The organism is Streptomyces aculeolatus, from assembly GCF_020400605.1.
Lineage (GTDB): Bacteria > Actinomycetota > Actinomycetes > Streptomycetales > Streptomycetaceae > Streptomyces > Streptomyces aculeolatus.
Window position 1 is genome coordinate 217792 of sequence record NZ_JAINRD010000007.1, and the last position, 25661, is coordinate 243452.

Annotated in this window: 22 protein-coding genes; 10 read left to right on the plus strand and 12 right to left on the minus strand. The window is 73.5% G+C overall.

Annotated elements, in window-relative coordinates; translation table 11 throughout:
• Window positions 1-237: 237 nt before the first annotated feature.
• Window positions 238-1275: an L-glyceraldehyde 3-phosphate reductase gene (gene mgrA / locus LG396_RS15405; protein WP_078523803.1), complete on the minus strand. Its 1038-nt coding sequence runs from the start codon at window positions 1273-1275 to the stop codon at window positions 238-240.
• 117 nt (window positions 1276-1392) lie between these two features.
• Between mgrA and LG396_RS15410 the strand changes: the two genes are divergently transcribed.
• The 4 genes from LG396_RS15410 to LG396_RS15425 all read left to right on the plus strand — a co-directional run bounded on the left by LG396_RS15410 (window position 1393) and on the right by LG396_RS15425 (window position 6592).
• The gene (locus tag LG396_RS15410; RefSeq protein WP_037740454.1) at window positions 1393-2172 is read left to right on the plus strand and encodes an isoprenyl transferase; all 780 of its coding nucleotides are present in this window, start codon (window positions 1393-1395) and stop codon (window positions 2170-2172) included.
• A gap of 321 nt (window positions 2173-2493) precedes the next feature.
• A complete protein-coding gene (gene phoH2, locus LG396_RS15415) occupies window positions 2494-3807 on the plus strand; it encodes an RNA 5'-3' helicase PhoH2 (protein ID WP_018834557.1) in 1314 nt (437 codons plus the stop codon).
• 416 nt (window positions 3808-4223) lie between these two features.
• Window positions 4224-4952 (plus strand): aggregation-promoting factor C-terminal-like domain-containing protein, encoded by a 729-nt coding sequence (locus LG396_RS15420; RefSeq protein WP_225795190.1) that lies wholly within the window; start codon window positions 4224-4226, stop codon window positions 4950-4952.
• Between the two features lie 239 nt (window positions 4953-5191).
• Window positions 5192-6592, plus strand: coding sequence for an AI-2E family transporter (locus tag LG396_RS15425; protein ID WP_225795191.1), 1401 nt, complete (start codon window positions 5192-5194; stop codon window positions 6590-6592).
• A 135-nt stretch (window positions 6593-6727) separates the two neighbouring features.
• On the opposite strand, the gene ahpD is transcribed toward LG396_RS15425, so the two are convergent.
• From ahpD to LG396_RS15445, 4 genes are all read right to left on the minus strand, one after another.
• Complete coding sequence (gene ahpD / locus LG396_RS15430) at window positions 6728-7264, minus strand: alkylhydroperoxidase, AhpD family (RefSeq protein ID WP_018834554.1); 537 nt, start codon at window positions 7262-7264, stop codon at window positions 6728-6730.
• Window positions 7265-7385: 121 nt separating this feature from the next.
• Window positions 7386-9779 carry an ABC transporter permease gene (locus LG396_RS15435; protein WP_225795192.1) on the minus strand — a complete coding sequence of 798 codons (2394 nt, stop codon included), beginning with the start codon at window positions 9777-9779 and terminating at the stop codon, window positions 7386-7388.
• Window positions 9776-10501 carry an ABC transporter ATP-binding protein gene (locus tag LG396_RS15440; protein WP_051642388.1) on the minus strand — a complete coding sequence of 242 codons (726 nt, stop codon included), beginning with the start codon at window positions 10499-10501 and terminating at the stop codon, window positions 9776-9778. Before LG396_RS15440 ends, LG396_RS15435 begins: the two co-directional genes overlap by 4 nt.
• The gene (locus tag LG396_RS15445) at window positions 10498-11022 is read right to left on the minus strand and encodes a PadR family transcriptional regulator (RefSeq protein ID WP_018834551.1); all 525 of its coding nucleotides are present in this window, start codon (window positions 11020-11022) and stop codon (window positions 10498-10500) included. Before LG396_RS15445 ends, LG396_RS15440 begins: the two co-directional genes overlap by 4 nt.
• Window positions 11023-11272: 250 nt before the next feature.
• On the opposite strand from LG396_RS15445, the gene LG396_RS15450 reads away from it, so the two are divergent.
• Window positions 11273-12127, plus strand: coding sequence for a cysteine peptidase family C39 domain-containing protein (locus LG396_RS15450; protein ID WP_225795193.1), 855 nt, complete (start codon window positions 11273-11275; stop codon window positions 12125-12127).
• On the plus strand, window positions 12111-13373 hold the full coding sequence (locus LG396_RS15455) for a hypothetical protein (RefSeq protein WP_225795194.1): 1263 nt from the start codon (window positions 12111-12113) through the stop codon (window positions 13371-13373). The genes LG396_RS15450 and LG396_RS15455 overlap by 17 nt, the downstream gene beginning before the upstream one ends.
• A 33-nt stretch (window positions 13374-13406) precedes the next feature.
• Here LG396_RS15455 and LG396_RS15460 read toward each other — a convergent pair whose 3' ends face one another.
• The 3 genes from LG396_RS15460 to LG396_RS15470 form a co-directional block, all read right to left on the minus strand.
• A complete protein-coding gene (locus LG396_RS15460; RefSeq protein ID WP_225795195.1) occupies window positions 13407-15431 on the minus strand; it encodes an ATP-binding SpoIIE family protein phosphatase in 2025 nt (674 codons plus the stop codon).
• Between the two features lie 121 nt (window positions 15432-15552).
• Window positions 15553-16389, minus strand: coding sequence for a cytidylyl-2-hydroxypropylphosphonate hydrolase (fomD, locus tag LG396_RS15465; RefSeq protein WP_225795196.1), 837 nt, complete (start codon window positions 16387-16389; stop codon window positions 15553-15555).
• 24 nt (window positions 16390-16413) lie between these two features.
• Entirely contained in the window at window positions 16414-17850 is a 1437-nt protein-coding gene (locus LG396_RS15470; RefSeq protein WP_018834546.1) for a class II fumarate hydratase, read from the minus strand.
• Window positions 17851-18062: 212 nt separating this feature from the next.
• Here LG396_RS15470 and LG396_RS15475 point away from each other — a divergent pair, with 212 nt between their 5' ends.
• Entirely contained in the window at window positions 18063-18797 is a 735-nt protein-coding gene (locus tag LG396_RS15475) for a DUF11 domain-containing protein (protein ID WP_225795197.1), read from the plus strand.
• Window positions 18798-18927: 130 nt separating this feature from the next.
• On the opposite strand, the gene LG396_RS15480 is transcribed toward LG396_RS15475, so the two are convergent.
• Complete coding sequence (locus LG396_RS15480) at window positions 18928-20637, minus strand: fumarate hydratase (protein ID WP_225795198.1); 1710 nt, start codon at window positions 20635-20637, stop codon at window positions 18928-18930.
• Between the two features lie 138 nt (window positions 20638-20775).
• Between LG396_RS15480 and LG396_RS15485 the strand changes: the two genes are divergently transcribed.
• Window positions 20776-21465, plus strand: a complete 690-nt coding sequence (locus LG396_RS15485; protein ID WP_018834543.1) for a DUF1707 SHOCT-like domain-containing protein — start codon at window positions 20776-20778, stop codon at window positions 21463-21465.
• A 200-nt stretch (window positions 21466-21665) separates the two neighbouring features.
• Entirely contained in the window at window positions 21666-22031 is a 366-nt protein-coding gene (locus LG396_RS15490) for a WhiB family transcriptional regulator (RefSeq protein WP_018834542.1), read from the plus strand.
• A gap of 147 nt (window positions 22032-22178) precedes the next feature.
• Here the strand turns inward: LG396_RS15490 and glpX are convergent, their stop codons facing one another.
• Window positions 22179-23225, minus strand: coding sequence for a class II fructose-bisphosphatase (glpX, locus tag LG396_RS15495; RefSeq protein WP_018834541.1), 1047 nt, complete (start codon window positions 23223-23225; stop codon window positions 22179-22181).
• A gap of 180 nt (window positions 23226-23405) precedes the next feature.
• Here glpX and LG396_RS15500 point away from each other — a divergent pair, with 180 nt between their 5' ends.
• Window positions 23406-23933, plus strand: coding sequence for a DUF4245 domain-containing protein (locus LG396_RS15500; protein ID WP_225795199.1), 528 nt, complete (start codon window positions 23406-23408; stop codon window positions 23931-23933).
• A gap of 144 nt (window positions 23934-24077) precedes the next feature.
• Here the strand turns inward: LG396_RS15500 and LG396_RS15505 are convergent, their stop codons facing one another.
• Window positions 24078-24383 (minus strand): exodeoxyribonuclease VII small subunit, encoded by a 306-nt coding sequence (locus LG396_RS15505; RefSeq protein ID WP_027768620.1) that lies wholly within the window; start codon window positions 24381-24383, stop codon window positions 24078-24080.
• Window positions 24384-24404: 21 nt separating this feature from the next.
• Window positions 24405-25616, minus strand: coding sequence for an exodeoxyribonuclease VII large subunit (xseA, locus tag LG396_RS15510; protein ID WP_018842663.1), 1212 nt, complete (start codon window positions 25614-25616; stop codon window positions 24405-24407).
• Between the last annotated feature and the right edge of the window lie 45 nt (window positions 25617-25661).

Sequence of the window (25661 nt, forward strand, 5' to 3'; positions counted from 1 at the left end):
GAACCACTCCTGTGAGCCGCGAACCGCCCCGTGCGAGTGACCTGATCGCAGCGCAGTTCGTATACGGAACGTCACGGAGCGAGCACTTTTCGAGGTGACCCGTCCGTTCCGGTACTGAGCACCCCTCACCCTGGGTTATGGTGGAACTCCCCCCCTCGGGCCGGTCCGTATCCCCCCCACGGACCGGCCCGTTCCCTTTCTGCGGACGGGCCCTTCCGGCCCCCCGGACACCGGCTCTCAGCCGCGTCCGGCCCAGATGTTCACGCCGCTCGTCGACTTGGCGAACCCGTCGATCTCCGCCAGCTCCGCCGCCGTCAGCTCCGCCGCGCCCAGCGCCGCGACGTTCGCCTCCAGCTGCGCCACGCTCGACGCGCCGATGAGCGCCGACGTCATCCGCGGATCCCGCAGCACCCAGCCCAGCGCGAGCTGCGCCAGCGACTGCCCGCGCCCGCGCGCGATCTCGTTCAGCCCGCGCAGCCGCCGGACGACCTCGTCCGTCAGCAGCTCCGGGTCCAGCGACTTGTTCTGCGCGGCCCGCGAGCCCTCCGGGATGCCGTCCAGGTACTTGTCGGTCAGCATCCCCTGCGCCAGCGGCGCGAAGGAGATGCAGCCCATGCCCTCCGCCTCCAGGGTGTCGAGCAGCTCGTCGTCCTCGGTCCAGCGGTTGATCATCGAGTACGAGGGCTGGTGGATGAGCGGCCGTACACCCATCTCCCGCAGCAGCCGGGCGGCTTCGCGCGTCTGCTGCGCGGTGTACGAGGAGACGCCGACGTACAGCGCCTTGCCCTGCTGCACGGCGGACGCCAGCGCGCCCATCGTCTCCTCCAGCGGGGTGTCCGGGTCGAAGCGGTGGGAGTAGAAGATGTCGACGTACTCCACGCCCATGCGGGCCAGCGACGCGTCCAGCGACGACAGCAGGTACTTGCGCGAGCCCCACTCGCCGTACGGCCCCGGCTGCATCAGGTAGCCCGCCTTGGTCGACAGCACCAGCTCGTCGCGGTACGGGCGGAAGTCGGCGGCGAAGATCCGGCCGAAGTTCTCCTCCGCGGAGCCGGGCGGCGGGCCGTAGTTGTTCGCCAGGTCGAAGTGGGTCACGCCGAGGTCGAACGCGCGCCGCAGGATCGCGCGCTGCGACTCCAGGGAGCGGTCGTCGCCGAAGTTGTGCCACAGGCCGAGGGAGATCTCCGGGAGCTTCAGGCCGCTGCGACCCGTCCGGCGGTAGGTCATGGCGTCGTAGCGGGTGTCTGCTGGCAGGTAAGGCAAAAGACTGTTCACAAAACCTGCCTATCACGAACCCGGTGCGCCCCTGTGACAGGACTGTGGCACAACCGGCAGTACTGTGGCGCCTTCCGGGGGGTACTCCGAACGTGCGACGGAAGGGCTGAACGCGGGATGACCTGGCGCGGCATCGTGTATCGCGTATACGAGAAGCGCCTCGAGCGCCGTCTCGACCCCGCCCGTGTGCCCAAGCACATCGGCGTCATCCTGGACGGCAACCGTCGCTGGGCCCGCGCCGCGGGGGGCACCGCCGCGCAGGGCCACCAGGCCGGCGCCGAGAAGATCCACGAGCTGATCCGCTGGTGCCGCGAGACGGACGTCGAGGTGCTCACGCTCTGGCTGCTGTCCACCGACAACCTGGACCGCCCGGAGCCCGAGCTGAACCCGCTGCTCGCCATCATCGAGGAGGCCGTCTCCGGCGTCGCCGTGCGCGGCGGCGCACGGGTGCACCACGTCGGGAACCTCGACCTGCTGCCCATGCAGACCCAGCGGATCCTCAAGGAGGCCGAGGAGGCCACCCTCGACGTGGGCACGGGGGCCGGCAGCGGCGCCGTCCTGGTCAACGTCGCCGTCGCCTACGGCGGCCGGCAGGAGATCGCCGACGCCGTCCGCTCGATGCTCGGCGACGCCGCCGACCAGGGCCGTACGCTCGCCGACGTGGCCGAGACCGTCGAGGTGGAGCACATCGCGCAGCACCTCTACACCCGCGGCCAGCCCGACCCCGACCTGGTCATCCGGACGAGCGGCGAACAGCGGCTGTCAGGGTTCATGCTGTGGCAGTCGGCGCACTCCGAGTACTACTTCTGCGAGGTTTTCTGGCCCGCGTTCCGCCGCGTCGACTTCCTGCGCGCACTGCGCGACTACGCGGCCCGCCACCGCCGTTTCGGCGGCTGAAACCACCCCGGCGCGCCCTTTACCCCTCTCCTACCAGATAACCACCGTTTCGGCCCGTCGGTCACAGGCATTGCATGCCCCGGGGCTCGCGAGGGAATATCCGTGCTAGCAGGCGGTCCACCGCACCGCCCGCCCGGGAGGGCCCTTTGCACCACGTGCCGCATCACGAGGTCCGTGCGCAGCGCACCATCGCACGTACGGACGGAGCGGAGGGCCGGGGCCCGGTCCTGCGCGCCCGCGTGGCCGCCCGGGGCCGGACGCCCGGCCCGATCCCCGCGACTCCGTCGCGTGCCGACCTCATCCGAGGGGGTTCGTCCATCCGTGGTGAACAGCAAGAAGCCTGACCGGCGCACCTATGTCCTCGACACGAGCGTCCTGCTGGCCGACCCGAGGGCCATGGCGCGGTTCGACGAACACGAGGTGGTGCTGCCCGTCGTGGTGGTCACCGAACTCGAGGCCAAGCGGCACCATCCGGAGCTGGGCTACTTCGCCCGCCAGGCGCTCCGCCAGCTCGACGAGTTCCGGGTCAAGCACGGCCGGCTCGACGCGCCGATCCCGCTGGGCGACCTCGGCGGCACCCTGCGCGTGGAGCTGAACCACACCGACATCGGGGTGCTTCCCGCCGGTTTCCGCCTGGGCGACAACGACTCCCGCATCCTGGCCGTCGCGCGCAACCTCCAGGCGGAGGGGCAGGACGTCACCGTCGTCTCCAAGGACCTGCCGCTGCGCATCAAGGCGTCGTCCGTGGGCCTGGCCGCCGAGGAGTACCGCGCGGAACTGGCCATCACGGACTCCGGCTGGACCGGGATGTCCGAGCTGATGCTCAGCGGCGAGCAGGTCGACGAACTGTTCGCGGCGGACGTCGTCTCCGTGCCCGAGGCGGACGAGCTGCCGGTGCACACCGGGCTCGTGCTGCAGTCCGAGCGCGGAAGGGCCCTCGGCCGGGTCACCCCGGACGGGCGGATCCGGCTGGTCCGCGGCGACCGGGAGGTCTTCGGGATCCACGGCCGCAGCGCCGAGCAGCGGATCGCACTGGACCTGCTGGTGGACGAGGACGTCGGCATCGTGTCGATGGGCGGGCGCGCCGGCACCGGCAAGTCCGCGCTGGCGCTCTGCGCGGGCCTGGAGTCGGTGCTGGAGCGCCGGCAGCACCAGAAGGTGATGGTCTTCCGGCCGCTGTACGCGGTCGGCGGGCAGGAACTCGGCTATCTGCCGGGCACCGAGGCCGAGAAGATGAGCCCCTGGGCGCAGGCGGTCTTCGACACGCTGTCCGCGGTCACTTCGCGCGAGGTGATCGAGGAGGTCATCGCGCGCGGGATGCTCGAAGTGCTGCCGCTGACCCACATCCGGGGCCGTTCGCTGCACGACGCGTTCGTGATCGTCGACGAGGCGCAGTCGCTGGAGCGGAACGTTCTGCTGACCGTGCTCTCGCGGATCGGGACCAACTCCCGCGTCGTACTCACCCATGACGTGGCACAGCGGGACAATCTGCGCGTCGGCCGGTACGACGGTGTGGTGGCCGTCGTCGAAAAGCTGAAGGGGCACCCGCTCTTCGCCCATGTGACGCTCAACCGCTCGGAGCGGTCGCCGATCGCCGCGCTGGTGACCGAAATGCTGGAAGACGGCCGGGTATAACGGGATACTGCTCCCCGTGCCACTTCCCGAACGTGTGAACTGGGCGCAGCAGCTTAGCTGTTGCGCCCAGTGTTCCGCACGGGTTTCCGTCAACAGCGAGGGGCAAACGCGGTGTGAGCTTTCCCACTGGACGGGGAATTGCGTCCGGGTGTCCGTCTCCGGCAGAGTCTGGGACTCGTCAGGCCCTGCGTACGGCCCCGCACCGACCCCGGTGCAGCACGACTCAACTGAACAGAGCCGCCGTACGCCGCCCGAGCGCAGTACTGGTCCCCGCGGACGCGGGGGCTGCCGGGCCCGCGCCTCCCGTGACCAGTCGGTCCGCCACAGTCGGCGGTCCGGAACAAGGGGAGGCCAGTGTCAGGGGCAGGGACGCGTCCGCGAGGTCACCGAAGCGGGCGACGCTGGAAGGACTTTGTGTGAGCCGGATTTCGGTCCGGGGTTTCGCCGTGGCTTCCGCCACCGCGGTCACCTCTGTCGGCGCTGTCGTCGGCGTGGCCACGGGCGCGGAGAAGGGCGACGACTCGACGGCCAACGTCGAGGCGGCCGCCGCCGACGCGACACTCCTCGCCGACGTACCCGCTGGCGCCACGGCCCAGGTGCAGACCGCCTCCCTCACGGAGCAGGCGGACGCCCAGGCGGACGCCGCACACACGGACGCCCGCAAGGCGGCCGAGGAGGCGGCACGCAAGTCCGCCGCCAAGGCCGCGGAGGAGAAGAAGGAGGCCGCCGAGCTCAAGGCGGCCGAGGAAGCCGCGGAGAAGGAGCGGGAGGCCGCCGAGGCCGCCAGCCGCTCGGCGGCCGAGTCCGAGTCGGCATCCGCCGACGCGGGCGACTTCGCCCCGCAGTCGTCCTACTCCGTCGCCGACGTACAGGCCATGGCCCGGCAGATGGTGCCGGCCGACCAGTACCAGTGCTTCAGCAACATCGTCGACCACGAGTCGGGCTGGGACTACACCGCCACCAACCCGAGCTCCGGTGCGTACGGGCTGATGCAGGCGCTGCCCGGCGACAAGATGGCCTCGGCCGGCGCCGACTGGCAGACCAACCCCGCCACCCAGATCGAGTGGGGCCTGAACTACATGAACGACCGCTACGGCAGCCCCTGCGGCGGCTGGGAGTTCTGGCAGGCCAACGGCTGGTACTGAACCGCGGCGCAGCACCCCGCGCCGCCCGCACGTGACACGCCCCCGGCCCCACCGCCGGGGGCGTTTCGCATGCCCGCGGCGGGGGAGCCGGGGCGTTTCGCGTGCCCCGCGGAACCGCCGTCCTCGTCCGGCACGTCCTAGTTGACCGGAGCAGGCCGCGGACGCGGGCGTGACCCGTGTACGGTCGTGCGGGTGACGGACGGTACTGCGGCGGGACCGTAGGCGGCGTGAGGACCTTTATGTCGAAGATGACGGACTGGCTCGGCGGGGTGGGCGAGCGGGCCAGCCGGATGGCCGAGCGGCGCCGCGCCGCCGCCGCTGCCGCCGCGGAGAAGGCCGCCCGGCCCGCCGTCGAGGACGCCCGCCGGGACGTGCCCGAGCCGGCCGAACCGGCCGCCGACGCCCGGCCCCCGGGCCCGCCGCCGCGGCCGGCGCCGTCGAGCGTCGTGCCGTGGGGGATGCGGGTCGCGGCCGAGGTCGGCTGGCGGCTGCTGGTCCTCGCCGGCCTCATCTACGTGCTGATGCAGATCATCAGCGTCGTCAGCCTCGTCGTCATCGCCTTCGCGGTCGGCCTGCTCGTCACCGCGCTGCTGCAGCCGACGGTCGCGCGGCTGCGCCGCTGGGGCTTCAGCCAGGGACTCGCCACCTCCACCACCTTCATCGGCGGCTTCGTCGCGATCGGCCTCATCGGCTGGTTCGTGGTCTGGCAGATCATGGAGAACATCGACGATCTGACCAACCGCATCCAGCAGGGCATCGAAGACGCGCAGGAATGGCTCATCGACGGGCCGTTCCACGTGCAGGAAAAGCAGATCAACAACATCGGCAACGAGATAAGCGACTGGCTGGGCGAGAACTCCAGCGAGGTCACCTCCGCCGGCCTCGAAGGCGTCTCGTACGTGCTGGAGTTCTTCTCCGGCGCCGCCATCGCCGCCTTCGTCACCATCTTCCTGCTCTACGATGGCGAGCGCATCTGGCGCTGGTGCCTGAACTTCGTGCCCACCGACGCACGCGACGCCGTGGCGGGCGCGGGCCCGAAGGTGTGGGCCACGCTCACCGGCTACGTGCGCGGCACCGTGCTGGTGGCGCTCATCGACGCGGTGTTCATCGGCATCGGCATCTTCATCCTCGACGTGCCCATGGCCGTCCCACTGGCCGTGCTGATCTTCCTCTTCGCGTTCGTGCCACTCGTCGGTGCGCTGGTCTCCGGCGCGCTCGCGGTGGTGGTGGCGTTCGTGACGAACGGGATGGTCACAGCGCTGCTGGTGCTCGGCGTGGTGCTGTTGGTGCAGCAGATCGAGGGGCACATCCTCCAGCCGTTCATCCTCGGCCGCATGGTGCGGGTGCACCCGCTGGCGGTGGTGCTCGCGGTGGCCATCGGCACGCTCGTCGCGGGCATCCCGGGCGCGGTGGTGGCGGTGCCGCTGATCGCGGTGCTCAACACGGCGGTCGGATATCTCAAGGCGTACCACCGCGAACACGTCGAAGATCCCGGACCACCACCGCACGGGGCCACGGCGCTCGAAGTCTCGCCGGCCACGCCCACCGACACCCCCGCGCCCGGCACGGACGCGGAGGTGGCGGGGACGGGAGCGGGCGGCGGCCCGGAGGCGGCCAACGGCGGCGAGGCGAAGGGCTGACGCCCAGGGCCTGACGCGGAGGCCTGAACGGGGCGGTCCGACGCGGCGTTCTGACGCGGCGGCCTGATGCGGGATGCGGCAGCCTGATGCGGCGGTGCGGCGCGAGGGGGCGTACGGGACGGCCCCCGGCCGTGTTCAGCCGTTGCCGAGCGCCGCCTCCGCGTCGAGGACCGTGCCCGCGGCCTGGACGACCGCGGCGACCTTCAGGGCCTCGTGCACCGTCTCCAGGTCGGCGCCGGTCCGCCGCAGCGCGCGCTCGTGCTCGTCCAGGCACGCCCCGCAGCCGCCCACGGCGGACACGGCCACGCACCACAGCTCGTAGTCCGCCTTCGGTACGCCCCGGGCGCCCAGCACGTTCGTCCGCAGCCCGGTGCGCAGCCGGGCGTACTCGGGGTCGGTGAGCAGGTGCCGGGCGCGGAAGAGGACGTTGTTCGCCGCCATCGCCGCGGCGGCCTCCCCGGCGGCGTCGTACGCCTCGGGCGTCAGCCGCTCCCTGGCCTCCGCCGCCACGGCGCGCAGCACGGCGGGGGAGCGCACGGCGATGGCGCAGGCGAGCAGGGCGCCCCACAACTGCCGCTCCGGCAGCGGCCCGTCGTCGACGACCGAGGTGAGGTTGCGGCGCAGGTCCCCGGCGTAGCCGGGGAGGGCCGACTTGAGCGCGTCGAGTGCCACGCGCCCGACCCTACAGAACGGAGCGGCCCGCTCCGGTCCGTACGGGAGCGGCCCGGCGCGCCCCCCTATGACGCGCGCCGGGCCGCTCCCGGTCCTCCCCCTCGGCCCCCCTCGGGCCCGCCTACTCGGTGCGCAGCCCGTCCGGGCGCATCAGCCGGATCAGCAGCGGCATGCTCAGCGCCGTGACCGCGGCGACCACCCCGGCGCCGGCCCCCGCCATCGTCAGCACCGACGGCCAGTCGACCGCGACGGGCGTGTCCGTCATGCGCATCAGCACCGTGCCCAGCGCGAGCCCGAACGCTGTCGACAGGGCCATGCCCAGTGCCACCGGGATCGCCGTCTGCCAGAGCACGGACAGGCTGAGCGTGGAGCGCCGGGTGCCGAAGGCGACCAGGGACGACAACAGCTTGCGCCGCTCGCGGAGTTGTTCGAGCTGGCCGACGAGCAGGCTGCTGCCGATCAGCACCAGCACGCACGCGGCGCCCACCGCGAGCCCGGTGCGGATGCCGGCGAAGTCCTCCTCGTAGATCTCGCTGTTCAGCGTGTGGACGGAGAGCAGCGGGTCGGCGCCGGCTACCTCGTTGCGTACACGCTCGGCCGCCTCCGGCACGGCCGGGTCGAGCCGCACGTCGACCCAGGCGGTGAACGCGCCCGAGTCGCGGACGTCGGGGACGGCGCCGGGGGTGGCGACGATGCCGTCGTACTTGTTGCCGTCGGAGTCGGCGCGGGCCCTGGCCGGACGGATGTCCGACGGCGGGGCCCAGCGGAGCGCCTTGCCTGCCATGCCGTCGTACGACGGGTCGAGGTACAGCGGGTCGCCGGCGGTGGCCATGTGGGTGCTGTCGGCGCTGCCGTACGTGTCGGTGAGGTAGAAGGCGTCGCCGTCGCGGCAGCCGGCAAGCTTCGCCATCTCGCGCAGCTCCGCGCAGGAGCCGACGCTCAGGGTGACGGAGTTGCGGGGGTTGCGCTTCTTGCCGGCGAGCACGGTGCTGACCCTGGTGACGGTCTCGCTGACGCCCTCGGTCCCCTCGATCCGGTCGCCCACGCCGACGTCCTGTCCGGCCGACGCGTACACCGCCAGCTGGTACCGGCCGGCGTCGTGGCCCGTCTCCTCCTTGTAGTCGTCCTCGACGCCGGTGAAGACCATCTGCAGCGCGATCGCCCCGGCGACGGCGACGGCGATGCCGTTGACCAGCCGGGCTGCGGTGCCGCTGCTGAGCTGGAGCCGGCGGACGGCCAGCTGCCAGGACGTCGGACCGCGGCCGAGGCGGGCGACCACGGCCTCGACGAGCCAGGGCAGCAGCGCGGTGATGCCGGTCAGCAGCAGTACGGTGCCGCCGATGACCTGCCACTCGGGGAACGCGCCGGCGTCGTCGCCGCGGCCCATCATCGGCGCGAGCAGGGCGAGTCCGCCGGCGGGCAGCAGCAGCCGCCACCAGATGCGCCGCCGCCTGGGCCGCGCCGACCGTACGACGCCCAGCGGCTCGATGACGACGCCGCGCAGCGCGAGCAGCGTGACGCCGACGGCCGCCGCGGGCACGGCCGCGGCGACCAGCAGGGCGAGCGCCGGCGAGGGGTCGAGGTCGGAGGCGAAGATGCTCATGTCGTAGACGGTGACGCCGCCCGCGAGCTGCCGGCCGAGGAGGAACAGCCCCGTGCCGGCCACGAGCCCGAGCAGCGCGCCCGCCAGTGCTTCGCCGGCGGCGATCCGGCGCACCGCGCGGCCGTCGGCGCCGACGAGGCGCAGCGCGGCGAGCCGGCGGTCGCGGCGCTCGCCGCCGAAGCGTACGGCCGCGATGAGGAACACCGCGACGGGCATCAGCAGCGCGACGAACACGATCATCGCGAGCAGCACCAGCACCGGCTCCATCGCCTGGTCGTCCGCGTCCTCGCCGAAGGCGGCGACGCGGCTGACGTTGACGTCGGCGGCCGCGATGTCCTTGCTGCCCGCGTAGTACGCCAGCTCGCCGGGGTCGATCAGGCCGGCGTCGGAGACGGTGCCGGCGATGCCGTAGTCGAGGCGCTCGCGCAGCAGGTCCGAGCCGGCGTCGTCGAGGAGGTCGGCGAGCGCGGGGGAGACCACCATCTCGCCGGGCTTCGGGAAGCGGTCGAGGCCGGGGGGCAGCGGGGCGTCGGGGCCCTCGGGGAGCAGCAGCCGGCCGCGGACCATGGTGTCGTGGTACTCGGTGTCGACGTTGCCCACGAGCACGGTCCCGCCCACGTACTCGGCGTCGGACGCGGGGACTTCGGCGCGGGCCGCGCCGCGCTGGTCGCGGCCGGCCAGGGCGCCGGGGATGGCGGTGGTGAGCAGCAGCAGGGCCACGCCCAGGCCGACGCCGACCGCGGTGAGCAGGGTGCGCATCCAGCCTTCGCGCCCGCCGCGGAGCGCGAAGGCCAGGCCCATGCGCAGGTCGTCGGCCCAGGTGCGCAGCGGGCCGCGGGGGTCGGGGGGCGGGCCCGCGGGCTGCGCGGTCCCGGTGCCGGCGGTCTTCCCGGCGTAGGTCAGGTCGCTCATCGGCCGACGGGCTCCAGACTGCGGGTGCGCCCGTCGCGTACGACGACCTCGCGGTCCGCGTACGCCGCGACGCGCGGCTCGTGGGTGACCAGGACGACGGCCGCACCGCTGTCCTGCGCGGCGCCGGTGAGCAGTTCCATGACGCGCTCGCCGTTGAGGGAGTCCAGCGCACCGGTCGGCTCGTCGGCGAAGACCACCCGCGGCGTCGTCGCCAGCGCGCGGGCGACCGCGACGCGCTGGCCCTGGCCGCCGGAGACCTCGCCCGGCCGCTGGTGCGCGATGTCGTCCACCTCCAGGCGCTCCAGCCAGGGCCGGGCGGCGCGTTCCGCGTCGCGGCGGCCGAGGCCGGTCAGGCGCAGCGGCAGGGCGACGTTCTCCACGCAGGTCAGCTCAGGTACGAGCTGGCCGAACTGGAAGACGAAGCCGAACTCCCGGCGGCGCAGGGCGCTGCGCTCGGCGTCGGAGAGCGCGGCGAGGTCGCGGCCCGCGTACGTCACGGTGCCGTCGTCGGCCGGGACGATGCCGGCGAGGCAGTGCAGCAGCGTGGACTTGCCGGAGCCGGAGGGGCCCATGACGGCGACGGTCTCGCCGGCCGCGATGGCGAAGTCCGCGCCGTCGAGCGCGGGGGTGCCGGCGTAGACCTTGCGCAGGGCGGTGGCGGTGAGGATCGGCGCCGGCTCGGCGTCCGCGGCGAAGGGGTCCGTGGGGGGTGTGGTGCTCATGCGCGTACCTCCGCGGCGAGTTTGCCGAGGCGGGCGGCGGTCAGCTCCAGCCACCGCAGGTCGGCTTCGAGGTGGAACAGGGCGTGGTCGCAGATGAGCTGGTCGGCGAGGTCGCCGCCTTTCTTGCGACGCGTCAGTTCGCGCATCAGGCGCAGGTGCTCCGCGCGCTGGACGTCGAGGAGTTCGGCCGCGTCGCGGCCGGTGAGCAGCGCGAGCACGACCTTCGTGTAGAGGGTCGACTGCAGGTACGGCTCCGGCTTCTCCGGCGTCGTGAGCCAGCCGGCGACGTCGGTGACGCCGGCGTCGGTGATGGCGTAGCGCTTGCGCTCGGGGCCGCCGCCCGGCTCGATGCCGTCGACCTCGACGAGGCCGTTCTTCAGCAGCCGGGACATGGTCGAGTAGACCTGCCCGTAGTGCAGCGGGCGGTCGTGGCCGAAGCGTTCGTCGAAGGCGCGCTTGAGGTCGTAACCGTGTCGGGGGCCCGACTCCAGGAGCCCGAGGAGGGTGTGGCCGATCGTCATGCCGAGGACTCTACACCGTGTGTATACGTGCCGTGTATAGACGGGGTGTGTAGTAGATCACGGCTGGTGGGAGCGGTGGAGGGGGTTGCCTCCTGATCCGGGTCGGGTGGCCGGGGGTGAGGCCGGGACGGGTGAGTTGTCATGCCCCCTTCCGGAGGGTGGTCTACACCGGTCAGAATGGAGCCGCCTGCGGGAGCAGACGCCGGCATCACCGTCCCCGTGTCACCCCCACGAACGACAGGAGACAGCGATGTCCTCTATCCGAGCCGTGTCCGCAGCCGGAGCGGGCGGCCTGCTGGTCGCCGCCCTCGCGCTCACCGGCGGCCCCGCGCAGGCGGCCGAGCCGGGCCCCTCGCCGGGAGCCGCGGCGGCCGGCGCGTACAAGGAGCGCACCGACACCCTCCCGCCGGAGCGGCTGACGGCCGGGCAGCAGCGGCTGCTCGCCGAGAAGTCGGCGGCGGCGCAGGGCGCGGCGCAGGAACAGGCCGCGGCGCGTACGGCGAGCGGCGGCGCCGGCGCGGCGGCCATCCTCTCCTCCGGCGCCGTGCAGCAGTCCCAGATCAACTCCTACTACTGCGGGCCCGCCACCCTCGTGATCACGCAGTCCGCGCGCGACGAGGTCGGCAACCGGTCCCAGACGCAGGCCGGCAGCGAGCTGCGTACGAACTCCTCCGGCACGGCCTGGTACGGCATCAACGCCAACGTCCCCAACCCGACCGGCTACCCCATCCCCGACGTGCTCAACTACCGCCTGCCGGGCGCCGGCTACGTGCCGAAGGCGCTGCCGTACACGCCGACCGCGACGGACAAGGCCAACTTCCGCGACCACATCGTGCACAACACGTCCGGCGACTACGCCATCGCGGGCAACGCCTGGGAGGTCGTCGGCGGCCCGCACCTCGTCGGGCACCCCAACCGGGAGATATTCCACTGGGTCTCGATCGACGGCCACAGCGACGACGGCGCCCGCACCGTGCAGTACCGCGACCCGGTGGGCGGGGTGCCGACGAGCGTCATCTCGTGGGCCGGCAGCGTGCCGCGTACCGCGACCATCTCGTCGGACACCATCACGACCATCATGGGCGGTCGTGGGTACGTCTGGTGAGCCCCGGCCCGGCGCGCTCCGCGCCCGCGGCGTAGCCGCCGCGCTGGGCGCGGCCGTCCTCCTGGCGGGCACGCCCGCGTGCTCGTCGGGGGGCGGCGACGGGTCGCGTACGGCCACCCCCACGACGGCGGCGCCGCCGACGGCGCCGCCGCCCACCGGAGCGGCCGAACGGGACCGGGCCTGCGAGGTGGACCTGCCGGGCGGGTGGTCCGACGCGCTGGCTGCCGGGCGCGTTCCGGTGCCCGAGGGGGAGCGGGCGGTGCTCGCGGAAGCCGGCCCGGGAGCCGGCTGGTCGGTGCTCCAGATGTCCGGCCCGGGGTCGGGCCCGGCAGCCGGACGGTCCGTCGTCCTGCGGGAGGGCGACGAGGAGCGGCGGGTGATGCGCCTGGCGGACCCGGTGGAACACCAGGTGGGCAGCGCGGACTTCGACGGGAGATGGCTGGTTTTCGACGTTGTCGAGGGCCGGCAGCTGGAGAGCCCCTGGACGCTCTACGCCTGGGACGCGACCACCGGGCGGCGCGAGGCGGTCGCGGAGGCGGAGTCGGCGGGCGGCGGGCAGAGCGCGGTGCCGGGGCCCTTCGTGCAGGCCGTGGTGCGGTCCGGGCGGCTGTTCTGGGCCCAGGGCACGGGCGGCGGCCGGTCGGCGGTGTACGCGCGCGACCTGGACGGCGGCGAGCGGCGGACGGTGTACGAGGGCGTCGCCGACACGCCGTTCGCGGCGGGCGGGCTGCTGGTGTGGCTGCGCCAGGGCGAGTCGTCGGGCCGGCCGGAGACCCGCCTGGCCGCGGTCTCGATGGACACCCTGCGCCCGGCGGACCTGCCGGGCCCGATCGCGGCCCTGCGCAACGTCCGCTACGTGGCCTCGGACGGCCGCACGTGGGCGTGGGCGGGCGGCGACCCGGACCGGCCGCGGCTGTACGTGTGGCGGGAGGGCTGGCCGGAGCCGCTGGCGCTGGTACGGGGCGGCGGCGCCGGGGCGGTGCCGGAACCGGAGCTGGGGGGCATCGACCAGGTGCAGGTGAGCGGGGAGCTGGTGACGTGGCGTACGACGGAGGCGGCGTGGGCACTGGACCTGCGGTCGCGGTCGTACGCGCGGGTCACGCCGCGCTACGGGTACGCGCTGGCGCGGGACGGAGGGCTGGCGGTGGCGTACCCGGAGGGCGAGGCGAAGGCGACGGAGACGAAGGACGTCATCCAGCTCACGCAGACGGCCTTGCTGCCCCCGCTGCCGGACTGCGCCCGCTGAGGCGCTCCCGCCCCCGCAGGGGCGGGACCGCGGTCAGATCTCGAACCACACCACCTTGCCCACACTCAGGCGCTCCGCGCCCCAGTGCCGGGCCAGCTTGTTCACCAGGAACATCCCCCGACCGCCCTCGTCCGCCGGCCCCGCCCGCCGCATCCGCGGCAGCTGCGGGACGTCGTCCACCACCTCGCAGCGCAGCCGGTCCGTGTGGACCAGGCGCAGCGTGACCGGGCGCTGGGCGTAGCGGACGGCGTTCGTGACCACCTCGCTCACCAGCAGCTCCACGATGTCCGTCAGCTCCTCCAGGCCCCAGCCCGCCAGCGCGCCGCGTGCCAGCGACCGAGCCTCTCGCGGCGCCTGCGCCCGCGGGTCGAGGGACCACTGCGCCGCCGCGCTCGGCGCTATGCCGTCGAGCCGCGCCGCGAGCAGCGCGATGTCGTCGTCGCGGTCGCCCGGGCCGAGGACGTCCAGCACCTCGTCGCAGAGCGGCTCCAGCGGCGGCGGGTTGCCGGGGCCGGTGAGCGCCGCCGTGCGGGTCAGGCGGGCGCAGAGCTGGTCGATGCCCGTGGAGACGTCCATCAGCCGGGACTCGACCAGGCCGTCCGTATAGAGCAGCAGCGTCGAGCCCTGCGGCGCCTGGAGTTCCACCGCCTCGAAGCCCACGCCGCCCACCCCGATCGGCGCGCCCGGCGGTACGTCCAGCACCTCGCTGGTGCCGTCGCGGCGGAGCAGGACCGGCGGCGGGTGGCCGGCGTTGGAGGCGGTGAGGGTGTGCGCGATCGGGTCGTAGACCGCGTAGAGGCAGGTGGCCATGCGGTCGTCGCCGAGGCGCTGCGCCTGCTCGTCGAGGTGGTGCAGCACCTCCTGCGGCGGCAGGTCGAGCTGCGCCAGCGTCTGCGCCGCGGTACGCAGCTGGCCCATGATCGCCGCGGAGGTCACCGAGTGGCCCATGACGTCGCCGACGACCAGCGCGACCCGGCTGCCGGGCAGCGGGATCGCGTCGTACCAGTCGCCGCCGACCCGCGCGGTCTCGGCCGCGGGCCGGTAGCGGCTGGCGAGACGGACGCCGGTGGGCTCCGGCAGGTACTCGGGCAGCATCGTGCGCTGCAACTGGTCCGCGATGTACGCCTCGCGGTCGTAGATCACCGCTTTGTCGACGCCGAGGGCCGTGTGCGTGGCCCGTTGGGCGGCGATCAGCAGGTCGTCCTGCCCGTACGCGGGCCGCGCCGGACCCCGTACGAGCACCGCCACCCCGATCACGCGGCGCCGGCCGCGCAGCGGGGCGACGATGGTGCGCTTGTCGGCCGGCGCGTTCGCCAGCGGGCTCTCGCGGCCCAGCAGTTCGATGAGGGCGGCGCGGGCGGCCAGCGTCTCGCCGAACACCGGGCGGACGCCGCGCAGCACTTCGAGGAGCGCCCCGGCCCGTACGACGTCGACCTGCTCGGCCGCGCCCAGGCCCGGCGTCTCCGGCTCCGTCGCCGCGGGCAGCAGCCGGCTGCCGCCCATGCTGTCGACGTCCTCCACGCCGTCGGTGATCCGGTCCGTACGCCGCAGCCGCAGCCGGAACGGCTCCGTCGGCTGCTCGTCGCCGACGGGCAGCGGGTCGCGGAGGTAGACGAGGATCGCGTCGGCGAAGGACGGGACGACGGAGCGGCACAGGCCGAGGACGATCTCGTCCAGGTCGATGCCGCGGGCGATCCGGCGCGTGGCCGCGCCGAGGAACCGCAGCCGCGCGGACGCGGCGTCCTCCTCCGGCGCCCGGCCGCCGGGCCGGCCGAGGCCGCCCTCGCGGCCCCCGCCCGGCTGGGGGCGCGGGCGGCCGCCGCTGGGGGTGTCCTCGGCGCCCTGGTGGGCCGGCACGCCGCCGGCGGCGTCCGCCGTGGACTTCGGGCCCTGCGCCGGCTTCGCGCGGTGCAGGGCGTCACGCGGATCGGGGATGGCTTCGCCCGGGTCCGCGGTGGCTGCGGTCGGCGACACCGCCTCGTCCGTGCCGGAGGCGGCAAGGGTGTTGCCGGACTCCGTCCGCTCGGCGGCTGCCCGCCGCCTGTCGCGCTCCGTCACGTGTCGGTACCGTCCATCCGGCCGTATCCACCCAAGTCTCCACAGGGCGGGTTGAGTTGTGGGCACTGCGGTGCTGTGGACGTCGATCCTACGTTTGACCTACCGGGGCGCAGCAAGAGGCTCATGAAGACAAGCGCGCCGGTGTGCGGTCCCAATCCGCCGGAAGAAGCGGAACTGTCCACTTCGGGTCGGGGCGCCAAAGCTCCCAGCCGGCGGAGAACGGCGGCCCCCACGCCCCGATGGCGTCGACCGCCCGGCGGCCGGCGTCCCGCACGGCCGCGGCCCGGGATGCGGACATCAGTCCCGCCCGCTGCGCGGCGGCGAACTCGTCCTCGTCCCGCCACTCCCACGAGCGGTCCGGGTGGACGACGAGGTCCAGGTAGTGGTCCTCGGAGTCGACGCCCCCGGCCCAGCGCACGCGGGGCGCCTCGAGGTTGACGTAGAAGGACCTGAAGGTCCAGTCGACCTCCCAGAACAGCCAGACGGACCACGGCTCGCCGGGCCGGGCCAGCTTGAGCACGCCGGCGCCGAACCAGCGGGTGCGGAGCGGGCGGTGGGGCTTGGTGTAGCGGGTGGCAAGCGGTTCGCGGTGTAACTCGGTGCCGTCGGCGAGCACGGGGCGCACGCACTCGGTGTCGGGCGCCACCCAGACGGCGAGCGTCTCGGCGTCGTCGCGGACGACGGTGACCGGGCGGCAGACGGCTACGGTACGGCCCAGCAGGCCTGCCTCGCGGGGGGCGTCTGCGTCGTGGCCGCCGTGGCCGTTGGGGCTGTGGTGACCGTCGGCGGGGCCGCCGGGAGCACGGGGGCCGTCGTGGGTGCCGCCGGGTCTGCCGGCCGCGCCGGCGGTGCCGGGCGCCGGGTGGGCGCGGTAGCGCCAGAGGATGTGGTCCCCCGGCGTCCACCGGCCGCCTGAGACGTTCTGGTCGCTGTCAAGCGTCGCGTCTGGCCCGTGCATCCGACGATGGTATCCAGCAGTGCCTCACGGGCGGGTCATCCTCAGCACGTCCAGTGCACTGTCCAACTGCTCCTCCGTGAGCAGCCCGCGTTCGACGTACCCGCCTTCGAGGACCACCTCTCTGATCGTCTTGCGCTCGGCCAGCGACTTCTTCGCCACCTTGGCCGCCTCCTCGTAGCCGATGTACCGGTTGAGCGGCGTGACGACGGACGGGGACGACTCCGCGTACTCCCGGGCGCGCCCGGCGTGCGCCGTGATGCCGTCGACCGTGCGATCGGCGAGCAGGCGTGCGGCGTTGGCCAGCAGCCGGATCGACTCCAGTACGTTCCGGGCGAGGACGGGCAGCATCACGTTCAACTCGAAGTTGCCCGAGGCGCCGGCGGTGGTGACCGTCACGTCGTTCCCGATCACCTGGGCGCAGACCATCAGTACGGCCTCGGGGACCACCGGGTTCACCTTGCCCGGCATGATCGACGAGCCGGGCTGGAGGTCGGGCAGCGCGATCTCGGCGAGCCCGGTCCGCGGTCCCGAGCCCATCCAGCGCAGGTCGTTGCAGATCTTGGTGAGCCCGACCGCGATCGTGCGCAGCTGGCCGGACGCCTCCACGAGGCCGTCGCGGGCGCCCTGCGCCTCGAAGTGGTCGCGGGCCTCGGTCAGCGGCAGCCCGGTCGTCCGCGCCACCTCGGCGATGACGGCGGCGGCGAAGCCGGGCGGGGTGTTGATGCCCGTGCCGACCGCGGTGCCGCCGAGGGGCAGCTCGGCCAGCCGCGGCAGCGAGGCGTGCAGCCGCTCGACGCCGGTGCCGACCTGGGCCGCGTACCCCGCGAACTCCTGGCCGAGGGTGACGGGCGTGGCGTCCATCAGATGCGTACGCCCCGACTTCACCACCTCCGCGAACTCCTCTGCCTTGCCCGCGAGCGCGGCCTGCAGATGGGTGAGCGCCGGGATCAGGTCCTGCACGACCGCGCCGGTGGCGGCGATGTGGATGGAGGAGGGGAACGTGTCGTTCGACGACTGGCTGGCGTTGACGTGGTCGTTGGGGTGGACCACCGGCCCTTCGGCACCCAGCTTCTCCTGCGCGAGGGTGGCCAGCACCTCGTTCATGTTCATGTTCGACGAGGTGCCGGAGCCGGTCTGGAAGACGTCGACCGGGAACTCGCCGTCCCAGCGGCCCGCCGCGACCTCCTCCGCCGCCGCCTGCACGGCCGCGGCGACGTCCGCGTCCAGCACGCCCAGCTCGGCGTTGACCTTCGCCGCGGCGGCCTTGACACGGGCCAGCGCGGCGATGTGCGCGGACTCCAGCCGCAGCCCGGAGACCGGGAAGTTCTCCACGGCGCGCTGCGTCTGCGCGCGCCACTTGGCGCCGGCGGGGACGCGGACCTCGCCCATCGAGTCGTGCTCGATGCGGAAGCCGTCGGATGCGGGGCGTTCGGCGGGGGACGGGTCAGCGGGCTGGCTCATGCTGCCGAGGATACGACCGCTCACCGACACCGCCCGTGCGCCGAACGGTGGATTCGGCGGGGACGGCCGCGGACTTGCCGCCGCAGCTGCCGCGGGCCCGGGCGGTGACGCGGTGGAATCGACCGGGACCGGGAGAAATCGGAAGAGAGCAGTAGCGAACAAAGAGATCAGCAGGCCAGGGCCGGATCCGGCCCGGAGTCCCGAGGAGTGACGTGACGACCAGCCTTCGCACCCGTCGTTTCCGCAGCGGAGCACGTGCCGCCCGTGCCGCCGCGCTCGCCTGCGCCCTGCTCGCGGCCGCGGCCCAGCCGGCGGGCGCCGCCGGGCAGGACGGCGACAAGGGGGACGACAAGGGCAAGGACGTGCCGCGGGTCACCGGCCCCGCGATGAAGATCACCATCGACAACGCGCGCAAGACCTCCGGCCCGGGGCAGGAGGCCACGTACACGATCCGCGTCTCCAGCCTCCAGGACGGGGCGATCGAGGGCCTCGTGGTCCGCCAGACGCTGCCGGAGGACCTGGAGCTGGTCGAGCCGGGCGCGGGCGGCAAGGTGCGGGGCGGCCGCGAGGTGAGCTGGACGGCGGACCTGAAGGGGAACAAGAGCGCGGAGTTCACCGCGCGGACGCGGCTCGCGAAGGGGGCGCCGACGGCCGGTGAGCTGGCGGCGACGGCGTGCGCGTACGAGAAGGGCGCGGAGAAGGCGGTGGTGTGCGCGCCGGACATCGACAAGCTGACCGACGCGCCGGCGCGCGAGGCCGAGGGCGGCAGGGGCGGTGACGCGGGCCGCGACGACGGCCGCGGCGGCGACCGCGACGCCGAGCCGCAGGCCGCCGAGGACTCCGACAGCGCCGTGGGCTACGGGCTGGGAGCGGCCGCGCTGGTGCTGGCCGGCGGGGGAGCGGTGTACGCGCTGCGCCGGCGGGCGGCGGCCGGGCGCCGCGGCTGAGGGCGCCGGCGTACGGCCCGGCTCGTACGTCCGCGGGGGGCGCCCGGCGCGACCCGGCCGCCCCGCACCGCCCGCACGAGCCTCGCGCGCCCCGGCTGCCCCGGCCGCGGCGGCCGTCCTGCGCGCCCCGCTACGGCTTCGCCGCGCCCCGCACCGGGATGCTGGTGACGAACGGCTTCGCGGGACCCGGGTCGGTGAAGAAGTCGTTCCCCTTGTCGTCCACCACGATGAACGCCGGGAAGTCCTCGACCTCGATCTTCCAGACCGCCTCCATGCCCAGCTCCTCGTACTCCAGGACCTCGACCTTCTTGATGCAGTCCTGCGCCAGCCGCGCGGCGGGACCGCCGATCGAGCCCAGGTAGAAGCCGCCGTGCGCGCCGCAGGCGTCGGTGACCTGCTTGGAGCGGTTGCCCTTGGCCAGCATCACCATCGACCCGCCCGCCGCCTGGAACTGCTCGACGTACGCGTCCATCCGCCCCGCCGTCGTCGGCCCGAAGGAGCCGGAGGCGTAGCCCTCGGGGGTCTTGGCCGGGCCGGCGTAGTACACGGGGTGGTCCTTCAGGTACTGCGGCATCTCCTCGCCCGCGTCCAGGCGCTCCTTGATCTTCGCGTGCGCGATGTCGCGCGCCACGACGAGCGGGCCGGTGAGCGACAGCCGCGTCTTGACCGGGTACTTCGTCAGCTCCGCGCGCACCTCGGCCATCGGCCGGGCGAGGTCGATCCGCACCGCCTCGTCCATGCCGCCGGCGGAGCCCGCGGTCAGCTCCGCCGCGGTGGTGTCCGGCAGGAAGCGCGCCGGGTCGTGCTCCAGCTGCTCCAGGAAGACGCCCTCCGCCGTGATCTTCGCCAGCGCCTGCCGGTCGGCGGAGCAGGAGACCGCGATGGCCACCGGGCAGGACGCGCCGTGCCGCGGCAGCCGGACGACGCGCACGTCGTGACAGAAGTACTTGCCGCCGAACTGCGCGCCGATGCCGAGCGTCTGCGTCAGCTCGAAGACCTTCGCCTCCAGCTCGGTGTCGCGGAAGCCGTGGCCGGTGGGGGAGCCCTCGGTGGGCAGCGAGTCGAGATAGTGCGCGGAGGCGTACTTCGCGGTCTTCAGCGCGTACTCCGCGGAGGTGCCGCCGACGACGATCGCGAGGTGGTACGGCGGGCAGGCGGCCGTGCCCAGCGAGCGGATCTTCTCCTCGAGGAAGCGCAGCATCGACGCCTCGTTGAGTACGGCCTTCGTCTCCTGGTAGAGGAACGACTTGTTGGCGCTGCCGCCGCCCTTGGCCATGAAGAGGAACTTGTACGCGTCGCCGTCGGCGGCGTAGAGCTCCACCTGCGCCGGCAGGTTGTTGCCGGTGTTCTTCTCGTCCCACATGGTCAGCGGCGCCATCTGGGAGTAGCGCAGGTTGAGCTTGGTGTACGCGTCGTACACCCCGCGCGACAGCGCCTCCTCGTCCCGGCCCTTGGTCAGCACGTGCTGCCCGCGCTTGCCCATCACGATCGCCGTGCCGGTGTCCTGGCACATGGGGAGCACGCCCGCCGCCGAGATGTTGGCGTTCTTCAGCAGGTCGAGCGCGACGAACTTGTCGTTGGGCGACGCCTCGGGGTCGTCGCAGATGGCGCGCAGCTGGGCGAGGTGGGCGGGGCGCAGGAAGTGCGAGATGTCGTGCATCGCCTCGGCGGCGAGCAGCCGCAGCGCCTCCGGCCGGACCTCCAGGAACGTACGCCCGCCCGCCTCGACCGTGCGCACACCCTCTGTTGTCAGCAGGCGGTACGTCGTGTCGTCCGCGCCGAGCGGCAGGAGGTCCGTGTACTGGAACGCGGGGCTGGCGGGGCGGGCGGTGGCGGTCATCGCGTTCCTTGTCGTCGGCCGGCGGCGGCTGTGCGTCCTCCAGGTTAGGACGGCCGCCCGGGCGCGGCGTGGCGAGGTGCCCCTCCGCCCGCCCGAGGGGCCTAGTCACGATGTATCGCGTTTGGTTACGCTGGGCCCGTGGACGAGACCCCGCGCGACAACGCCCCCGTGCCCGCCGCCCAGCCGTCGCTGTCGAAGAAGCCGGTCGCGGAGGGAGAGCTGCGCGCGTCCGACGCGGACCGCGACCGCGTCGCCGACATCCTCCGCGAGGCGCTCGCCGAGGGGCGGTTGGACCCGGAGGAGCACGCCGAGCGGATCGACGGCGTCTACAACGCCAAGACCGTGGGCGAGCTGGAGCCGCTCGTACGCGACCTGCCGGTCGGCCGGCGTGCGGCCGGGTCCGCCGCGGCGCCGCCCCCGCCGTCGTACCCGCAGCCGCAGTCGCAGACCCTCGTCGCGGTCTTCAGCGGCTCCACGCGCAAGGGGCGTTGGAGCGTGGGGCGCAGGACCACGGCGTTCGCGCTCTTCGGGGGCGTGGACATCGACCTGACCGAGGCGGTCTTCCACCAGCAGGAGATCGTCATCAACGCGACCGCCATCTTCGGCGGCGTCGACATCAAGGTCCCCGAGAACGTGTCGCTGCGCGGCTCCGGCACGGCGGTCTTCGGCGGCTTCGACGTGCACGCGCAGGAGGCGGAGGACCCGCGTGCGCCGGTGGTGGTCGTCACCGGCTTCGCGCTCTTCGGCGGCGTGGACGCAAAGGGCAAAAAGGGCAAGTTCCTGAAGAACCTGACGGACCGGATGCGCAAGCACGGCCTCGGTCACTGACCCTGTTCCACCACTCCCAACTGCCCCCGCAGACCCGGAAGCAGCACCTCCATCCCGGGTGGCCACTCGGCGCATAAGCGCGCGCACAGCGGGTAGAGCACGTGCATCGTCTCCTCCGTACGGCTGCAGGTGCGAACGGTCGTACGCCTTACGAGACAGCTTTGTCCCTGATCCGCCAACGCCGTCGTCAGGAGTGGACCGTGCTGCAGTCCCACCAGCAGTCCCTGCAGGAAGCCCGGGTGCCGATCCAGCGCTCCGGACGGCGGGAAGAGGGGGATCCCTGGCACACGGAGGCGGTGTGCCGGCGGGACGAGGCCGCGCTGTTCTTTGCTCCGTCGAAGGAGCCCACCGCCGACCGGCTCTCGCGCGAGGCCGCCGCGAAGCGGGTCTGCGCGCGCTGTCCCGTGATGGTCGAGTGCCGGGAGCACGCGCTGCTGCTGCCCGAGCCGTACGGCGTCTGGGGCGGCCTCACGGCAGCGGAGCGACGGGTCGTACAGGCGCGGCGCAGGCGGCGGGAGACGGCGGAGAAGCTGACGGCCCCGCGGGGGATAGCCCAGGCGGGCTGAGGCGGCCCGCGGGGTCCGGGGGTCCGGACAAACGGTTCTGCCGGGGGCGTCGTCCGTACGCACCCGCCACCCGGCCGCACCGCTCACCCGTCGCGCCGCAATGCGCGGGGGCACCGGCCCGGTGCGCCGGCCGCCGGCCGCGCCCCGCTACTGGGCCCGGTCGAAGTCGACCGAGCTGTACGCCCGCAGCTTCGACAGCCGGTGCTCCGACTCGATCTGCCGGATCGTGCCGCTCTTCGACCGCATCACCAGCGACTGCGTGAACGCCCGGTCCGCGCGGTAGCGCACGCCGCGCAGCAGCTCCCCGTCCGTGATCCCGGTGGCGACGAAGAACACGTTCTCGCCGCGCACCAGGTCGTCGATCAGGAGCGTACGGTCCAGGTCGTGCCCCGCGTCGAGCGCCCGCTGCCGCTCCGCGTCGTCCCGCGGCCAGAGCCGGCCCTGGAACGTACCGCCCAGGCACTTCATCGCGCAGGCCGCGATGACGGCCTCCGGGGTGCCGCCGACGCCCAGCAGCAGGTCGACGCCGGTGCCGTCGCGGGCGGTCATGATGGCGCCGGCGACGTCGCCGTCCGAGATGAACTTGATCCGCGCCCCGGCCTCGCGGACCTCCTGCACCAGCCCGTCGTGGCGCGGCCGGTCCAGCACGCAGACGGTGACGTCCCCCGTGGTGCCGCCCTTGGCCTTGGCGACGCGGCGGATGTTGACCGCGACGGGCGCGTTGATGTCGACGTACTCGGCGGCCTCGGGGCCGGTCGCGAGCTTGTCCATGTAGAAGACCGCGGACGGGTCGAACATGCAGCCCCGCTCGGCCACGGCGAGCACCGAGACGGCGTTGCCCATGCCCTTGGCGGTCAGGGTGGTGCCGTCGACCGGGTCGACGGCCACGTCGCACTCGGGTCCCGTGCCGTCGCCGACGCGCTCGCCGTTGAAGAGCATCGGCGCGTGGTCCTTCTCGCCCTCGCCGATGACGACGACGCCGTTCATCGAGACGGTGCTGACCAGGGTCCGCATCGCGCGTACGGCGGCGCCGTCCGCGCCGTTCTTGTCGCCGCGGCCGACCCAGCGGCCGGAGGCCATCGCGCCGGCCTCGGTGACCCGGACCAGCTCCAGGGCGAGGTTGCGGTCGGGGGCCTCGGGGGCCACCTCCAGTTGCTCGGGGAGGTGGTGGGGCGTCTCATTGGACTGCGGCATCCGTGAGGACCTTTCCGCTCGGTCGACGGCCGGAGTGGCGGGAGGGGGCGCCCAAAGCCTATCCGTTTATCGCCATTATGAGCACACCGCCCCTCGGATGAGCGGGTCGGTTCGTCGCCGTCAGGCCGGGCGCCCGCACCCCGGGGAAGAGATCACTCCGCGATGAGGGACGATGGAGGGGTGGCAGACAGGAACAGCATGCGGACGGTGCGCAATCTGGTGGGCGCGCTGACGGTCACCTGCGGGGTGTCGCTCTTCGTCTACTGGGGCGTCCTCCCGCGCGAGGGCGACGGCAACGAGATGGCGGCCGTCGCCTACGACCAGGAGCTGGGCCAGGCCCGCCGCGCCGCACCGTTCCCGGTCGTCGCACCGGTGGGGCTGCCGGACGACTGGCGGGCCAACTCCGTGACGTACCGCGGGACCGGCGACCACGGCACGACGTGGCACCTGGGCTTCGTCACGCCCGACGACGAGTACGTGGCGGTGGAGCAGGGGAGCAAGAAGCCCGACGCCTTCATCCGCAGGGTCACCCAGGAGGCGCGGCCCACCGGCGAGAGCCGGCAGGTGGCCGGCGAGGAGTGGGCGCACTACCGGGGCAAGGCGTACGACGCGCTGGTGAACAAGGGCGACGGCGTGACGACCGTGGTCACCGGCACGGGAAGCATGGAGCAGATGGAGCGGATGGCGTCGGCGCTCAAGGAGAAGTGAGCGGACGCCGGGGAGCCCCGAACAGGTCCGTACTCAAGGAGCTGTGAGCGGGCCGCCCGAGGCCGCGCAACGATGCGCGACCGACGCCGGCGGCCCCCGGCCCGTACAGCCGCAGGCCCTCAGCCCTTACGGTCCGAGGCGTCGTCAGCCCTTACGGTCCGAGGCGTCCGACTCCGCGTCCTGACCGCCCTCTTCCGCTTCCCCGGCCCCCGCGTCGCCCCCGGCGCCGCCCGTCCCGTCGTCCGACTCCGCCGCCAGCGCCGCGTCGAGCCGCTCGCGGGCGCCGTCGAGCCACTGCCGGCAGATCCGGGCCAGCTCCTCCCCGCGCTCCCAGAGCGCCAGGGACTCCTCCAGGGTCGAACCGCCGGACTCCAGCCGGCGCACGACCTCCATCAGCTCGTCCCGCGCCTGCTCGTAGCCGAGAGTCCCCCGGTCCTTCGTCTCTGCCATGGCCCCCACCTTAGGACCCGCCTACGACACCGGGCCGACCGTGACACCGAACTCCCCGTCGGCGACCCGGGCGCGCAGCTCCTCGCCCGCGCTCACCTCGTCCGCAGCGCGCACCGCCGCGCCGTCCTGCCGCTGGAGCACCGCATAGCCGCGCTTCAGCGTGGAGGCGGGGGAGAGGGCGACGACCCGGGCGCGGGTGTGCTCCAGCTCGGAGTCCGCCCGGTCCAGCAGATGCGCCAGCGTGCGCCGCCCGCGCGCGAGGACCGCGTCCACGACCTCCGCGCGCTCGTCCACGATCCCGTACGGCTCGGCCATCGCCGGCCGGCTCAGCCACGACGCGAGCCCGCGCTCCTCGCGGTCCAGCACCCCCGTCAGCACCCGCAGCGCGCGCTGCCGGAGCTGCTCTATGCGCACGTGCTCCTCGCCGACGTCCGGCACGGCGTCCTTGGCGGCGTGCGTGGGCGTACGGGAACGGAGGTCCGCCACGTGGTCCAGCAGGGGGTTGTCCGGCTCGTGGCCGATCGCGGAGACCACCGGCGTACGGCACGCGGCCACGGCCCGTACGAGCTGCTCGTCCGAGAACGGCAGCAGGTCCTCCACGCTGCCGCCGCCGCGCGCGACGATGATGACGTCCACCTCCGGCAGGCCGTCCAACTCCTGCACGGCCTTGACGATCTGCGGCACCGCGTGCACCCCCTGCACCGCCACCGGCCGCACCTCGAACCGCACCGCGGGCCACCGGTGCCGCGCCGTCTCCAGCACGTCCCGCTCCGCCGCCGACGCGCGCCCCGTCACCAGCCCGATGCGGCGCGGCAGGAACGGCAGCGGCTTCTTGCGCTCCGGCGCGAAGAGCCCCTCGGCGGCCAGCGCCTTCTTCAACCGCTCCAGCCGCACCAGCAGTTCGCCGACGCCCACCGGGCGGATCTCGGCGGCGCGCAGCGAGAGCTGGCCGCTGGGCGCGTACCAGACCGGCTTGGCGAAGACGACGACGCGGGCGCCTTCCTGTATGACATCCGCCACCTTGTCGAACACGTCGCGGAAGCACGTCACCGTCAGGGAGACCTCCTGCGCCGGGTCGCGCAGCGTCATGAAGACCACGCCCGCGCCCGGCCGCCGCGACAGCTGGGTGATCTGCCCCTCCACCCACAGCGCGCCGAGCCGGTCGATCCAGCCGCCGATCTTCCGCGAGACCACCCCCACGGGCATGGGCGTCTCTGCCGTGTTCACCGCCATGGCCCCGAGCCTAACGGCGGGGTACGACACCCGGGCGGCTCCGGC